The organism is Sphingomonas hengshuiensis (genome assembly GCF_000935025.1).
In the GTDB taxonomy this organism is placed as follows: Bacteria; Pseudomonadota; Alphaproteobacteria; order Sphingomonadales; family Sphingomonadaceae; genus Sphingomonas; species Sphingomonas hengshuiensis.
The window spans coordinates 3,472,781-3,486,465 of sequence record NZ_CP010836.1; the positions used below are offsets into that span (position 1 = coordinate 3,472,781).

Consider the following 13,685-nt stretch of genomic DNA (forward strand, 5'->3'; position numbering starts at 1 on the left):
CATATGCACCGCTTGCCGGGAGCGAGGGCCCACCCCCGCCCCTCCCGCAAGCGGGAGGGGAGAAGCTAAATGGCACGCATCGCATTCATCGGACTGGGCAATATGGGCGGCGGGATGGCCGCGAACCTGGCGAAGGCGGGGCATGACGTCCGCGCGTTCGACCTGTCGCCCGAAGCGCTCGATCGCGCGAAAAAGGCCGGGTGCCTGCCAATGGCGAGCGCCGCGGAGACCGTCGACGGCGCCGAGGCCATCGTCACCATGCTGCCCGCAGGGAGCCATGTCGAAAGCGTCTATGCCGAGACGGTGTTCGATGCCGCGGAGCCGGGCGCGATCCTGATCGATTGCTCGACGATCGACGTCGATACCGCCCGGCGCGTGGCGGAGGCGGCGCAGGCGCGCGGGCTGAGCGCGGTCGACGCCCCCGTATCGGGCGGGATCGCGGCGGCCACTGCGGGGACGCTCACCTTCATGGTCGGCGGCAGCCAGACCGCGTTCGACCGCGCCGAGCCCTATCTGTCCGACATGGGCAAGACCGTGATCCATGCCGGGGGAAGCGGCGCGGGCCAGGCGGCGAAGATCTGCAACAACATGCTGCTCGGCGCCGAGATGGTCGCGACGTGCGAGGCATTCGTGCTGGCGGAAAAGCTGGGGCTCGACCTCCAGCGCTTCTACGACATCGCCTCGGTCAGCTCGGGCCAGAGCTGGTCGATGACCAGCTATTGCCCGGTCCCCGGCGTCGGGCCCGAGACGCCGGCGGATCGCGACTATCAAGGGGGTTTCGCCGCCCCGCTGATGCTCAAGGACCTGCGGCTGGCGATGGCGGCGGCGGCAAGCGTCGGCGCGAACACCCCGATGGGCGCGCGGGCGGCGGAGCTCTACGAGGCGTTCGTCGCGGGCGAGGGTGCGGGGCTGGACTTTTCGGGCATTATCAAGACGCTGCGGTAAAGCGCTGATCCTCCCCCGGAGGGCAGGGCAATTGCATATACATTGTCGTCACCCTCACCCTTCCGCGCCTCCGGCGCTCCCTCCCTCTCCCAGCGGGAGAGGAGTACCGGGTCGGCCATGCCCCCGGCATGGCCTGAACAGCGCGGGGCGCTGTTCACCCGATACTGGGCCCGCCGCCGAAGGCGGTGGGAAGGGTGAGGGTGACGCGATTCCAGATGCGATTACCCTGCCCTCCGGGGGAGGATTGTACTCCGTTAACGCACTGTTTTCCCTCCCCTGCGCACACTCCCGCCCATGCGCCCCCTGATCCTGCTCCTCGCCCTCGCCACCCCCGCCGCCGCGCAGCAGCAGCGCGCGCCCTTCACGATCGCCGAGACCGGCCAGGGCTTCCAGCATCTCGACGCCGCGGTGACCGCGGTACGCGACGGCACTGCGACCATCCTGATCGCCCCCGGCACCTATCGCGAATGCACCGTCCAGACCGGCGGCAAGATCACCTTTAGGGCAGTGAAACCCGGCACCGCGATCTTCGAGCGCGAAGTGTGCGAGGACAAGGCGGCGTTCGTGCTGCGCGGGCGCGGGTCGGTGGTCGATGGGATCGTGTTCCGGGGCTATGCGGTGCCCGACGGCAATGGCGCGGGCATCCGCATCGAGATGGGCGACCTGACCGTCACCAACGCGATGTTCCTCGACAGCCAGGAAGGCATATTGGGTGGCGGGCACGCGACCGTGCGCCACATCACGATCGACCGCTCGACCTTTTCCGGGCTCGGCCAGTGCGAGACCGAGAATTGCAGCCATGCGCTCTATCTCGCGGTCGACGGGCTGGTCACGATCACCCGCTCGCGCTTCGAACGCGGCACCGGGGGGCATTATGTCAAGCTGCGCGCGCGGCAGGTGGCGATCACCGGCAACAGCTTCGATGACAGCCAGGGGCAGAAGACCAATTACATGATCGACCTGTCCGAAGGCGGCACGGGGATCATCGCCGGAAACACCTTTGTCCAGGGGCGCGGCAAGGAGAACAGCTCGGCGCTGATCGCCGTCGCCGCGGAGGGGCGGACCTATCCCGCGGCGGGGTTGCGGATCGAGGGCAACCGCGCGACGCTGGCCCCCGGCGCACCGGGCAACCCGGCCTTTGTCGCAGACCTGAGCGGCGAGCGGCTGGCACTGGGGGAGAACCAGCTTGGGCCGGGCATCCGCGCGTTCGAGCGGCGGCGGTAGGGCGGTTCTCCTGAAAGCACTGTTCCCCTGCGCAAGCAGGGGTCCAGGATCGCGGGCGGTTCGCTTGAGGCTCTGGACCCCTGCTTTCGCAGGGGAACCGTTTTACTTACACGTCGTCCCCGGCCCCGCGTCCAGATCGAGGCAACGCCCGTCGATCGTCCCCTGCACCGGCACCCCGATCAGCGCCGCCAGCGTCGGGGCGATGTCGACCGTTTCGACCGACAGCGGCTGTTCGAAGCCCGTCATCCCCTTGCGCCAGAACAGCATCGGCACGCGGCGGTCATAGTCCCAGAAGCTGCCATGCGTCGCCACGCTGCCCTTCGGCACCGCGATCGGCGTGATCCGCGGCTGGAGCGCGACTACGAAATCGCCCGACCGGCCCTTGCTGTACGAGGCGTGCGCGCGTTCGAGCATCGTCCAGGTCTCGGGCGGCCCCTTGGGCGCGGGCGCTGCCGCGATCTCGGCGGCGGTGTAGACGCCGTACACCTGCGGGTGCGCGCGATAGAGGCGGATCGCCTCGGCCTGCACCGCGGCGCGCTTGGCCGCAGGCACTGACGGATCGATATAGACGTCGCCGAACGAACCGCCGACCAGCACCGGCCCGGCAATGCCGAGCTTCGCAGCCACCTGCTTGCCGATCGCCGTCGCGTTGAGCGCCGGATCGACGCGCGCGGCCATCGGCGCGGCATGGTCCTGGTTGCGCTCGGGCAAATCGTGCCCGCCATGATCGGCGGTGAGCGCGACGGCGTAATCGACGCCGAACGTGTCGAGCACCGCGAACAGCTTGCCCAGGCTCTGGTCGAGCGACAGCATCTGGAGGCACATCTCGCTGCCCTCGGTACCCAGCGTGTGTCCGACATAGTCGGTGGCGGAGGCGCCGACGATTAGCAGGTCGGTATGCCCGCCCTGCCCCAGTTTCATGTCGCGCGCGAGCCCGGCGCCGAGCGCGAGGATCGCCTCGTCGAACTCGGGCGAGGCGCGGAAGGCGGCGACATTGCCTGCGTCGCGCGCAAAGCGCCCGTCGCCCACGGTGCGCCCGCCGGGGAGCGGGATCGCGCGGGCACGCGCCTTGCAAAAGGCGGGAAGGTCGAGCGGCGGCTGCGCCTCAGCGATGCGTTCGGTGACGCCGGCGTTCATCCGCGTCACCACCGGCGGCGGGGTGCGCCCGGCATAGGAGACGAAGCCCTTGCCGTCCCACCACCAAAGCTCGTCGACCTGATGCCCGCCCATCATCACCGCGGCGCGATCCTTGCCCGCGACCGATACGACGCGCGATGCGGGGTCGGCGGCCTTCATCCATTCGCCGAGCGTCGGCACCTTCAGATGCTTGTCCGACACGGTGTAGCTGCTGGACGTGCTGCCGGGGACGCTCTCGTCCTCGGCGCAATAGACGGTCTTGTCGGCGCGCGGCGCGCTGAAATCGGTCCAGTCGTTCGCGACGATGCCGGTGCGCGCGGGATGGGCGCCGGTGAGGATCGTCGAATGGCCGGGACAGGTCTCGGTCGCGGCGTGGCTCTGGTATCCCGCCGGGAACACCGCCCCCGACATCAGCCGCGCGAACCCGCCGGTGAATTGCGCGCGATATTCGGCAAAGAGATCGGCGGAGAACTGGTCGACCGAGACGACGACGAGCAGCTTGGGCAGCGTGGCCGGCGCGGGCGCGGCGGGGGCCGGCGCTGGGGCATCCTGCGCGACAAGCGGAGCGGCGGCGAACAGCCCCAGCGCGAGGGCGGCGGAACGTAGGACCTTCATGGCGGGCAAGCTCCAGTAGCGACTCCGGGACCCGCCGCAGCGAGCGCGCGCACCTAGCCGCTGCGGCAGGGCGGACGCAATCGGGTATCGGACACACTTCGTCACCCCGGCCTTGTGCCGGGGCCCACCGGGCGGCAGCGGAGACGCTCTAAGCCGCTTGCTTTCACCGTTGCTGCACGGTGGGCCCCGGCACAAGGCCGGGGTGACGGCAAGGGGGTGCGAAACAACGATCCGAGGGAGTGACCTTCCCAACCTACCGTCACCCCGGACTTGTTCCGGGGCCCACCGGGCTGCGGGGGCTGACGCAAGAGCGAGAGGGGATTCCCGTGCGGCTGGGTGGGCCCCGGCACAGGGCCGGGGTGACGAGCAGTGGTAGCGCCGGGAACCCCCTCCGGGATTGCCAACCCGCCGCCACGGTCGCAAGGAACGGGCATGATCCGCTGGCTCGCTGCGCTCCCGATGCTCCTGGTGGCACTCGCCGCCCCCGCCGCCGCGCAGCCGGTGCGCGAGCAGCATGTCCGCATGGCGCTGGTCGCCGAAACCGCCACCCCCGCCCCCGGCGGCGAGGTCACGCTGGCGATCGACGCCACCCCCCAGCCCGGCTGGCACGCTTATTGGGAGAATCCGGGCGATGCGGGCCTCCCCGCCCGCGCCGACTGGACGCTGCCGCCGGGCGTCACCGCCGGGCCGCTACGCTATCCGGTGCCGCAGCGGCTGACGATCGCGGGGCTGATGAACTATGTGTTCGAGGGTCCCTATGCGCTGCTGGTGACGCTCAAGCTGCCCGATGCCGCACCCGGCACCCGGCTGCCGATCGCGCTGACGCTCGATTACCTTGTCTGCACCGATTCGCTGTGCGTCCCCGAAAAGGCGAATCTGACGACCGAGCTGCGCATCGGCACCCCCGGCGCAGAGCGCCGCGCGGACTTTGATCGCTGGCGCACCGCGCTGCCCCGCCCGCTCGATGCCGCGGCGGCGTTCCAGGTCGAGGGCGGGCGCGTGCGGATCGCGGTGCCCTATCCCGCCGACGCGCCGCTCGCCGACGCCTATTTCTACCCCCGCACGCAGGGCGCGATCGACTATGCCGCGCCGCAGAGCGTGAGCCGCGACGGCGACCGGATCGTGATCGAGACCGCCGCCAAGGACAATCCCGCCGCGATCGAGGGGATGCTCGCGATCGGCAAGCAGGGCCTCGACCTGCGCGCAGTCCCCGGCGCCGTCCCCCCGCCCGCCGCGCCGCAATCGTTGTGGCTGGCGACGCTGGTCGCGTTCCTCGGCGCGGTGCTGGGCGGGCTGATCCTCAACATCATGCCGTGCGTCTTCCCGATCCTGAGCCTCAAGGCGCTGAGCCTTGCCAAGGCCAATCACGCCGAGGGCAATCCGCGCGGCGAGGCGCTGGCCTATACCGCGGGCGTGGTGCTGGTGTGCCTCGCGCTCGGCGCGATCTTGCTCGCGGTGCGCGCGGGCGGGGCCAGCGTCGGCTGGGCGTTCCAGCTCCAGGACCCGCGCGTGATTCTGATCCTGTTGCTGCTGGTCGTGGCGATCGCCTTCAACCTGGCCGGGCTGTTCGAAGTCGGCGCGCCGCGCTTCGTCAATCGCGCGGCGGCGAAGGGCGCCGGCGGGGCCTTCGCCACCGGCGCGCTGGCGGCGTTCGTCGCGACGCCGTGCGCGGGGCCGTTCATGGCATCGGCGCTGGGCGCGGCGCTGATCCTGCCCTGGGGCGCGGCGATGGCGGTGTTCGGCGGGCTGGGGCTCGGCATCGCGCTGCCCTTCCTGCTGCTCGGCTTCGTCCCCGCATTTCGCCGCGTGCTGCCCAAGCCCGGCGCGTGGATGGCGACGCTGCGCCGGATCCTGTCGATCCCGATGTTCCTGACCGCGCTCGCGCTCGCCTGGGTGCTGGGCAAGCAGGCCGGAGTCGATGGCATGGCGATCGGGCTGGGCGCGGCGCTGCTCGCGACGCTGGGGCTGTGGTGGGCCGGGCGGCGCCAGTTGCGCGGGGTCAGCCATGCATGGCTGCCCGCGCTGCCGCTGTTCCTCGCCGCGATCGCCGCCGCCGCCTGGGTCCACCCCGCCCCCGCCGGCGCCGCATCGGCGAGCGTAGCGGGCGCCGAACCCTTCAGCGAGGCGCGGCTGGCCGAACTCACCGCGCAGGGCCGCCCGGTCTTCGCCTATTTCACCGCCGACTGGTGCCTGACGTGCAAGGTCAACGAGAAGGGCGCGATCGAGACCGCCCCCGTCACCCGCGCGCTGGCGCAGGGCAAGGTCGCGGTGCTGGTCGGCGACTGGACCAAGGGCGATCCCGCGCTGGGCCGCTTCATCGAACGCCACAACCGCGCGGGCGTGCCGCTGTATCTGTGGTACAAGCCGGGCGAGGCGGCGCCGCGCGTGCTGCCGCAGATACTGACGCAGCAGGCGCTGATCGATCTGGCGAAGGGCGGGTAGCAGTCCATCCTTCTTTCCCGTCATGCTGAACTTGGTTTAGCATCCATGGTGCCACAAGCTGCGGAGACGCAAACTGAGGGTTGGATGCTGAAACAAGTTCAGCGACTGTCTTTGGCGTCAAGCGGCGAGCCATGGGGATTTGCTCCTCAGGATGGCGTTTGCGAAGGTGAGCAGGCGGCGGGCGAGGGCGATCAGGGCGACCTTTTTGGGTTTTCCGCTGGCGATGAGGCGCTGATAGAGCGCCTGGAGCACGGGATTGTAGCGACTGGCGACGAGTGCGGCCATGAAGAGGGCCGAGCGGACGGTGGGGCGTCCTCCGCCGATCATGGCCTTTCCGCGCCATTGGCCGGACTGGCGGGTCCAGGGCGCGACGCCGGCGAGCGCGCTGATCTGGCGGCGTCCGAGCTGGCCGAGTTCGGGCAGTTCGGCAAGCAGCGTGCGGGCGGTGGTCGGGCCGACGCCTGGGATCGAGGTCAGCAGCGCCTCCTGATCGCGCCACAAGGGCGAGCCCCGCACGGCCTCGTCGATCGTCCGTTCAAGGTCGGACAGTTCCTTTTGCAGCGCAGCCAGCAGGCGCTCGATGCTTTTGCGCAGCGGCAGAAGCGTTGCGCGCCGCAGCCGCTGGCGCTCGCTCACCATCATCGCGATGATCTGCCGGCGCCGCGCCACCAGGTCGGCCAGCGCGCGCGTCTCGGTATCCGCCAGTGCGCGCGGCGGCGGGCGCGTTGCCTCGACAAAGCGCGCAATCACCGCGGCATCGATCGGGTCGGTCTTGGCGCGCTTGCCCAATGCGCGCGCAAAATGGCGGATCTGCGCGGGATTGATCACCGCCACCGGCAAGCCTGCTGCCCCCAGCGCGGCAGCCACCACCGTCTCATAGCCCCCGGTCGCCTCCAGCCCGATGCACAACGGGGCCGATACGCCCAGTCGCGCGACCAGCGCCTCCAGACCCTCGGCATCGCGCCCGACCGTCCAGGCCTCGCCCGCGGGCGAGACATGGACGTCCAGGCGATCCTTCGAAACATCGATACCCACATACGTCATGGTCATCGTCTCCCGGGCTTGCGCAATCGGGCTTGCCTTGCAGAGGCCCAAGCGACTGTTCGGGTTCAATGACCTTACAGCGGGCTGTTCACGCTGAACTACGGGCTCTGCAACCCTTGCATGATTCGAACTTCCCGCCGAAGCCGCACCGCATTCTTCATGCAATGCTGCAGTTGGCAAGTTACAAGCATGACGGCCAAGAATAGGGGGCCAGCCGCCCATTAGCCAGGAGGCTGCCAACAAAATCCCCCCCTTGTGCGCCGCAATAAAGCGTTGCAGCATGGAACCCGCCGGGTCCTCCGGCGCTTGGGAGCCTTGATGGGATCTGACGGGGCGTTCGACGAAATCTGGGGAGAAGGCGGGCCGGATGCGCCGCGCTCCGAATTCGCGGCTTTGGCGCAATGGGTCGCCGATACGCCGGCATCCGAGCTGCAACGCCGCCAGCAATCGGCCGAGGCCGCGTTCCGGCAATTGGGCATCACCTTCGCGGTCTATGGCGACAGCGACGCGGCGGAGCGGATCATTCCGTTCGACATCGTGCCCCGCGTCTTCCTGCAACGCGAATGGGAAAAGCTGAGCGAGGGGTTGGTCCAGCGAGTCGAGGCGATCAACGCCTTTCTCGAGGACATTTATGGCGAACGCCGCATCCTTGCCGAAGGGATCATCCCGCCCGAGCTGATCTACAACAACGAACAATTCCGCCCCGAAGTCGCCGGCATCCGCCCGCCGCACGGGGTGTGGGCGCATATCTGCGGGATCGACCTGGTCCGCACCGGCCCCGACGAATTCTTCGTGCTCGAGGACAATGCCCGCACCCCCTCCGGCGTTTCGTACATGCTGGAGAATCGCGAGGCGATGATCCGGCTATGCCCCGAGCTGTTCCGCGATTTCCACGTCGCGCCGGTCGACAGCTATCCCGACATGCTGCTCGCGACGATGCGGTCGGTGGCGCCGGGCAATAATCCCAAGCCGATGTGCGTCGTGCTGACGCCGGGGCATTTCAATTCGGCCTATTACGAGCATAGCTTCCTCGCCGATTCGATGGGCGTCGAGCTGGTCGAGGCGGCGGACCTTGTGGTCGATGACGACATCGTCTGGGTCCAGACGATCGCGGGCCGCGTTAAGGTCGACGTGATCTATCGCCGGATCGACGACGAGTATCTCGACCCCCTCACCTTCCGCCCCGATTCGCTGCTCGGCGTGCCGGGCCTGATCGCCGCCTATCGCGCGGGCAATGTCGCGCTGATCAACGCGCCGGGCAACGGCATCGCCGACGACAAGGCGATCTATAGCTATATGCCCGAAATCGTCCGCTTCTATTCGGGCGGCGAGGCGAAGCTGCCCAATGTCGAGACCTTCCGCTGCCGCGAGCCCGACGCGCTTCGCTATGTGCTCGATCATTTGCCCGAGCTGGTGGTCAAGCTGGTCGATGGGTCGGGGGGCTACGGGATGCTGGTCGGCCCGACCGCGAGCAAGGGCCAGATCGAGGATTTCCGCGCCGCGCTGATCGCCGAGCCGCATCGCTATATCGCGCAGCCGACGCTGGCGCTGTCGACCGTGCCGACGCTCACCGACAATGGCCTCGCGCCGCGCCATGTCGATTTCCGCCCGTTCGTGCTGACCGGCAGCGACGGGGTGCGCGTGGTGCCCGGCGGGCTGACGCGCGTCGCGCTGCGCGAGGGGTCGCTGGTGGTCAATTCCAGCCAGGGCGGCGGGACCAAGGACAGTTTCGTGCTGATGGACGCCAATGGCGGGGCGATGCAGTCTCAGTTTGCGGCACAGTTCCAGTCGCAGCGGCAGGGGGGCTGATCCGATGCTGATGCTCTCACGCACCGCCTCTGCGCTCTACTGGCTTGGCCGCTATCTGGAACGCGCCGATTTTATCGCGCGGCTGGTCGAGGCGACAGTGCGGCTCGATGCGCTGTCGGCGCGGCCTGCGGGCGAGGCGGCGTGGGTCAGCGCGCTCACCGTCAGCTATACCGATGAGGGGTTCGCCGCGACCGGGCTGGCCACCAACCAGGCCAATGTCGCGCGCTATCTGACGCTCGACGCGACCAATCCCGGCTCGATCGTCTCGTGCCTCGAAAAGGCGCGCAACAACGCCCGCGCCGTCCGCACCGCGCTGACCCGCGAATCCTGGACCGCGATCAACCGGGCGTGGTGGCTCTTCCAGAACCGCGCCTCGACCGGCGGCGCGACCCAGACGCTGAGCCTCGTCGAGCAGGTCAAGGGCGAGACGCGCGGCTTCGAAGGCGCGATTCACCGGATGATGCGCAACGAGGCGACCTTGCTCATCCAACTCGGCGCCGCGGTGGAGCGTGCCGACAACACCGCGCGGCTGGTCGATGTGAAATACCATCTGCTGCTGCCCGCGGGCGAGAGCGTCGGCGGCGTGGTCGATCGCGACCAGTGGACGACGATCCTCCAGACCGTCTCCGCGGTCACCGCCTATCGCTGGCTCTACAGCGAGGGGCTCCAGCCCGCGAACGTCATCGACCTGCTGATCAGCCGCTTCGAACTGCCGCGCAGCCTGGCGGCGTGTGTCGAGGAGACGGTGGGGCTGCTCAGCCAGCTTGCCAAGCGCACCGGGTTGCAGGGCGAGGCCGATCGCATGGCGCGCACCCGGATGGCGCGGATGCAGAAGACCAAGACGCAGGACGTGATCGTCAGCGGGCTGCACGAATATCTGGAGGCGTTCATCGAGGAGAATGCCATGCTCGACGCGGCCATCGCCCGGCAGTTCCGGTTCATCTGATGCGGATCGCGATCGACCACCGCACCCGCTATCGCTTCACCGAGCCACAGGCGCGGATCGTCCAGCTTATGCGGCTGACCCCCAACGACACGCAGGACCAGACCGTGGTGAGCTGGATGGTCGGGGTGGATTGCGACGCGCGGCTGCGCGACGGCGTCGACGGGTTCGGCAATGCGATCACGATGCTGTATGCCGAGGGGCCGATCGACGCGATCGACGTGACGGTGACCGGCGAAGTGCTGACCAACGACAGCAGCGGGATCGTGCGCGGCGCGCCCGAGCCGCTGCCGCCGATGCTGTACCTGCGCCCGACACCGCGCACGATGCCGGGCGCGGCGCTGATCGCCTTCGCGGCGGACAGCGCCGGGGCGACCGACGATATGCTGGAGCGTGTCCACCGGCTCAACGCGGCGCTGCACGCCCGCTTCCCCTGCCTGCCCGATGCGCCCGATACGGGCACGTCGGCGGCCGAGGCCTTTGCCGGCGAGGCGGCGACGTCGCGCGACGTGGCGCAGATGTTCATCGCCGGTGCGCGCAGCCTGTCGGTCCCCGCCCGCTATGTCTCGGGCTATCAGATCGACGACGGCGCGCACATCGCGCCGCATGCCTGGGCCGAGGCCTATGTCGATCGGATCGGCTGGATCGGGTTCGATCCGGTCACCGGCCTGTCCCCCGATGCGGGCTATGTCCGCGTCGCGGTGGGGCTCGATGCGGCGGGCGCGGCGTCGATCGCGGGGACGCGGATCGGCTATGGCGAGGAGGAACTCGACGTCGACCTGCATGTCGACCGGCTGGGCGGCGAGGAATAGCCTCCGCTCAGCGGCACACGCATTTGCAGCAAGCGGGCTTCGGCCGCGGCTTGTGGCGCACCGGCGCGCGGCGGATCACCCGGCGGGGGCGGCGCGGACATAGGAGGTGGTCGTCACTTCCTCGACGATTTCCTCGGTCACGACCGTCGTGGTGACGACCGGCGCCGGGGTGATGATCACCGTGGTCGCGGCGCCGGCGGCATAGCCATAGCCGCCGCCATAATAGCTGCCGCCCTGCACCTGATACCCGCCGCCCTGATAGCCGCCGCACGCCTGGACGCACGGCGCGGGATAGACCTGCTGCACCACGCGGAGCGCAGGCGCCACCGGCGGGGCATATGTGTCCGGATACGGCGCGGGATAGGGGATCGGCGCGTCATAGCCATCGGACTGCGCGTAATAGGCATTGGGATCGACCGGCTGGATCGGCTGCGGCTGCACATAGCCGGCCCCGGCATAGCTCTCGGAACTGCTCTGCGCCGACGCATAGCCCCCGCTCCAGCCGATGCCGCCGATCGTGTCCCACACCTGCCCGCGTCCGTCGACGAGGACGGCATCGTCATAATAGCGCACCCAGAAATAGCCCTGGGGCGGCGCGCCCAGCCCATAGCGCAGATAATCGGGCACGCGGAAATCGGGGCGCATCCAATAGCCGGGCAGCGCCGCGCCGCGCCCCAGCCGGCGATAGGCGTTCCACCCGCCCGGTGCGCGCGTGCCGCCGTCCCAGCGCCCGTTGACCGGCGTCCCCCAACGCTGCGGATCGGGGCGCAGGTCGCGCGGCGCGGTCCGATGCGGCATCACGACCCAGCGCCCGTCCTGCCACACGCGCTGCGCCGCAGCCGGCGTCGCGGCGGCAGTGCCTGCCAGCGCTGCGGCTGCGATCAAAAACATCCGGTTCATAGGCTCGCTCCCTCGCGCCGGGTTGCCCCGGCACGCTCTCCACGATGCGGTACCGTTTCCGCCGCGCGCCGGAAATCGCGAGAACTGCTTAATATTGTCCCGATCCGGGTCAGCCGTTCATTGCTGGACAAGCCGCGGCGCGAGGATGCGCATCAGCACCTCGCACCCCGCCGCATCCCCCGCGTCGAAGCGCGCAGGGACCGGGCTGTCGAGATCGAGCACCCCGAGCAGCGCACCCTGATGGACGATCGGCACCACCAGTTCAGAGCGGCTGGCCGCGTCGCAGGCGATGTGGCCCGCAAAGGCGTGGACGTCCTCGACGAGCTGCGTCTCGCGCGTCGCCGCCGCCGCGCCACACACGCCCTTGCCGAACGGAATGCGGATGCACGCCGCCTTGCCCTGGAACGGGCCGAGCACCAGCTCCTCGTTCACGTTGCGATAGAAGCCCGACCAGTTGAGATCGGGCAGATATTGCCCGATCAGCGCGGAGACGTTCGCCATATTGGCAATGGCATCGGGTTCGTCGCGAGTCAGCGAATCGAGCGCGGCGGCGAGGTCGCGATAGAGTTCGGTCTTGGACTCGGCGGTGATGGTGAAATCATACATGGGCGCGATGTAGGGGGTCGGGGGGTGAATGGGGAGAGGGAGCGCGCCTTCCGCTATCCGTCACCCCGGGCTTGACCCGGGGCCCCGCTTCTTCTCGCCCGGCAGAAAAGAAGCGGGGCCCCGGGTCAAGCCCGGGGTGACGAGTGGGTAGTCAATCCACCGAAACCTTCCCCCGCCCCGCCTTCACGACGCTGCGCCCCTTTTTCTCGTCCACCCGGCGCGCCTTGGCGCCCTTGCTCACCTTGGTCTTCACCCGCCGCGCCTGGCGTTCCAGCGCCTTTTCGATCAGCTCAACCACGCGCTCGCGCGCATCGCTGCGGTTCGCGTCCTGGGTGCGGAATTTGCGCGCGGTGATGACCAGCTCGCCGCCCGCAGTCAGCTTGGTCCCCGCCAGCACCTTGAGCTGCGCATAGGCATAGGGCGGGAGCCCCAGCCGGAACACGTCGACGCGAAGCTGCACCGCGGTCGCGACCTTGTTGACATTCTGCCCGCCCGGCCCGGATGCGGCGAGGAACTTCTCCTCGACGATCGCATCCTCGGGCAGCTCAGCCACGCCCGAACCCCAGATTGTGGAAGCGCACCGGCAACGGCGCCTCGCCGTGCACGTCGTCCTTGCCCTCGCGCGGGATGGTCAGTTCGGCGGCGTGGAGCATCACCGCGGGGCCGCCGCTGCCGTATACCGGGTCACCGACGATCGGCAGCCCCAGTCCCTCGGCGGCATGGACGCGGATCTGGTGGGTGCGCCCCGTCTCGGGGAAAAAGGCGATCAGCGCGCGATCGCGCTGCGTCTCGACCAGCTCCCACCGGGTGCGGGCGGGCTTGCCTTTGGGGTCGCCGACCATCCGCCAGCCCGCTTCCTCGGTCGAAACCTTGCTCAGCGGCAAGTCGATCATGCCGCCCTGCTCCGCCGGAATCCCGTCCAGCACTGCGACATAGCGCTTGAACACGGTCCCCGCCTCGAACGCCTGGCCGAAGCGCTTATGCGCCTTGGGATTGCGCGCGAGCAACAGGCAGCCGCTGGTGTCGCGGTCCAGCCGGTGGACCGGCTGGGGCAGCCGCTGGAAGCCGAAGGTGAGCTGGTCGAGCAAATCCTCCAGGCTTTGCGAGCGGTCGCGCGGGCGATCGACGGGCAGCCCGGCGGGCTTGTCGATCACGATCGCTTCGCCGTCGATGAAGAGGATACGGTCCTTGAACATTGCCGCCCTATA

Annotated in this window: 12 protein-coding genes; 6 read left to right on the top strand and 6 right to left on the bottom strand. The window is 69.2% G+C overall.

Annotated features, from left to right (window positions below; translation table 11 throughout):
* Positions 1-69 precede the first annotated feature (69 nt).
* Entirely contained in the window at positions 70-945 is an 876-nt protein-coding gene (gene mmsB / locus TS85_RS15480) for a 3-hydroxyisobutyrate dehydrogenase (protein ID WP_044333429.1), read from the top strand.
* A gap of 294 nt (positions 946-1,239) precedes the next feature.
* Complete coding sequence (locus TS85_RS15485) at positions 1,240-2,169, top strand: polysaccharide lyase domain-containing protein (RefSeq protein ID WP_044333431.1); 930 nt, start codon at positions 1,240-1,242, stop codon at positions 2,167-2,169.
* 102 nt (positions 2,170-2,271) lie between these two features.
* On the opposite strand, the gene TS85_RS15490 is transcribed toward TS85_RS15485, so the two are convergent.
* The gene (locus tag TS85_RS15490) at positions 2,272-3,921 is read right to left on the bottom strand and encodes an alkaline phosphatase family protein (protein WP_044333433.1); all 1,650 of its coding nucleotides are present in this window, start codon (positions 3,919-3,921) and stop codon (positions 2,272-2,274) included.
* A 432-nt stretch (positions 3,922-4,353) separates the two neighbouring features.
* Here TS85_RS15490 and TS85_RS15495 point away from each other — a divergent pair, with 432 nt between their 5' ends.
* The gene (locus TS85_RS15495; RefSeq protein WP_044333435.1) at positions 4,354-6,363 is read left to right on the top strand and encodes a protein-disulfide reductase DsbD family protein; all 2,010 of its coding nucleotides are present in this window, start codon (positions 4,354-4,356) and stop codon (positions 6,361-6,363) included.
* 117 nt (positions 6,364-6,480) lie between these two features.
* Here TS85_RS15495 and TS85_RS15500 read toward each other — a convergent pair whose 3' ends face one another.
* Positions 6,481-7,413: an IS110 family RNA-guided transposase gene (locus TS85_RS15500; RefSeq protein WP_044329758.1), complete on the bottom strand. Its 933-nt coding sequence runs from the start codon at positions 7,411-7,413 to the stop codon at positions 6,481-6,483.
* 312 nt (positions 7,414-7,725) lie between these two features.
* On the opposite strand from TS85_RS15500, the gene TS85_RS15505 reads away from it, so the two are divergent.
* From TS85_RS15505 to TS85_RS15515, 3 genes are read left to right on the top strand one after another with little or no spacing between them, the layout of a single operon-like run.
* A complete protein-coding gene (locus TS85_RS15505; RefSeq protein WP_044333438.1) occupies positions 7,726-9,216 on the top strand; it encodes a circularly permuted type 2 ATP-grasp protein in 1,491 nt (496 codons plus the stop codon).
* Between the two features lie 10 nt (positions 9,217-9,226).
* On the top strand, positions 9,227-10,162 hold the full coding sequence (locus tag TS85_RS15510; protein ID WP_173426280.1) for an alpha-E domain-containing protein: 936 nt from the start codon (positions 9,227-9,229) through the stop codon (positions 10,160-10,162).
* Positions 10,162-10,971, top strand: a complete 810-nt coding sequence (locus TS85_RS15515; protein ID WP_044333442.1) for a transglutaminase family protein — start codon at positions 10,162-10,164, stop codon at positions 10,969-10,971. Before TS85_RS15510 ends, TS85_RS15515 begins: the two co-directional genes overlap by 1 nt.
* A 75-nt stretch (positions 10,972-11,046) precedes the next feature.
* Here the strand turns inward: TS85_RS15515 and TS85_RS24205 are convergent, their stop codons facing one another.
* The 4 genes from TS85_RS24205 to TS85_RS15535 form a co-directional block, all read right to left on the bottom strand.
* A complete protein-coding gene (locus TS85_RS24205; protein ID WP_052507956.1) occupies positions 11,047-11,871 on the bottom strand; it encodes an RcnB family protein in 825 nt (274 codons plus the stop codon).
* 117 nt (positions 11,872-11,988) lie between these two features.
* Positions 11,989-12,477, bottom strand: coding sequence for a GAF domain-containing protein (locus TS85_RS15525; protein WP_044333445.1), 489 nt, complete (start codon positions 12,475-12,477; stop codon positions 11,989-11,991).
* 151 nt (positions 12,478-12,628) lie between these two features.
* Positions 12,629-13,030, bottom strand: coding sequence for an alternative ribosome rescue aminoacyl-tRNA hydrolase ArfB (gene arfB / locus TS85_RS15530; RefSeq protein ID WP_044333446.1), 402 nt, complete (start codon positions 13,028-13,030; stop codon positions 12,629-12,631).
* Positions 13,023-13,673 (bottom strand): RluA family pseudouridine synthase, encoded by a 651-nt coding sequence (locus TS85_RS15535; RefSeq protein WP_044333448.1) that lies wholly within the window; start codon positions 13,671-13,673, stop codon positions 13,023-13,025. Before TS85_RS15535 ends, arfB begins: the two co-directional genes overlap by 8 nt.
* Positions 13,674-13,685 lie beyond the last annotated feature (12 nt).

Bases quoted from the DNA above. Each gene is read 5' to 3' on its own strand.
- TS85_RS15495 (WP_044333435.1), top strand. From the start codon at position 4,354: ATGATCCGCTGGCTCGCTGCGCTCCCGATGCTCCTGGTGGCACTCGCC.
- TS85_RS15535 (WP_044333448.1), bottom strand. From the start codon at position 13,673: ATGTTCAAGGACCGTATCCTCTTCATCGACGGCGAAGCGATCGTGATC.
- mmsB (WP_044333429.1), top strand. From the start codon at position 70: ATGGCACGCATCGCATTCATCGGACTGGGCAATATGGGCGGCGGGATG.
- TS85_RS15515 (WP_044333442.1), top strand. From the start codon at position 10,162: ATGCGGATCGCGATCGACCACCGCACCCGCTATCGCTTCACCGAGCCA.
- TS85_RS15525 (WP_044333445.1), bottom strand. From the start codon at position 12,477: ATGTATGATTTCACCATCACCGCCGAGTCCAAGACCGAACTCTATCGC.
- TS85_RS15485 (WP_044333431.1), top strand. From the start codon at position 1,240: ATGCGCCCCCTGATCCTGCTCCTCGCCCTCGCCACCCCCGCCGCCGCG.
- TS85_RS15500 (WP_044329758.1), bottom strand. From the start codon at position 7,413: ATGACCATGACGTATGTGGGTATCGATGTTTCGAAGGATCGCCTGGAC.
- TS85_RS24205 (WP_052507956.1), bottom strand. From the start codon at position 11,871: ATGAACCGGATGTTTTTGATCGCAGCCGCAGCGCTGGCAGGCACTGCC.
- TS85_RS15510 (WP_173426280.1), top strand. From the start codon at position 9,227: ATGCTCTCACGCACCGCCTCTGCGCTCTACTGGCTTGGCCGCTATCTG.
- TS85_RS15490 (WP_044333433.1), bottom strand. From the start codon at position 3,921: ATGAAGGTCCTACGTTCCGCCGCCCTCGCGCTGGGGCTGTTCGCCGCC.
- TS85_RS15505 (WP_044333438.1), top strand. From the start codon at position 7,726: ATGGGATCTGACGGGGCGTTCGACGAAATCTGGGGAGAAGGCGGGCCG.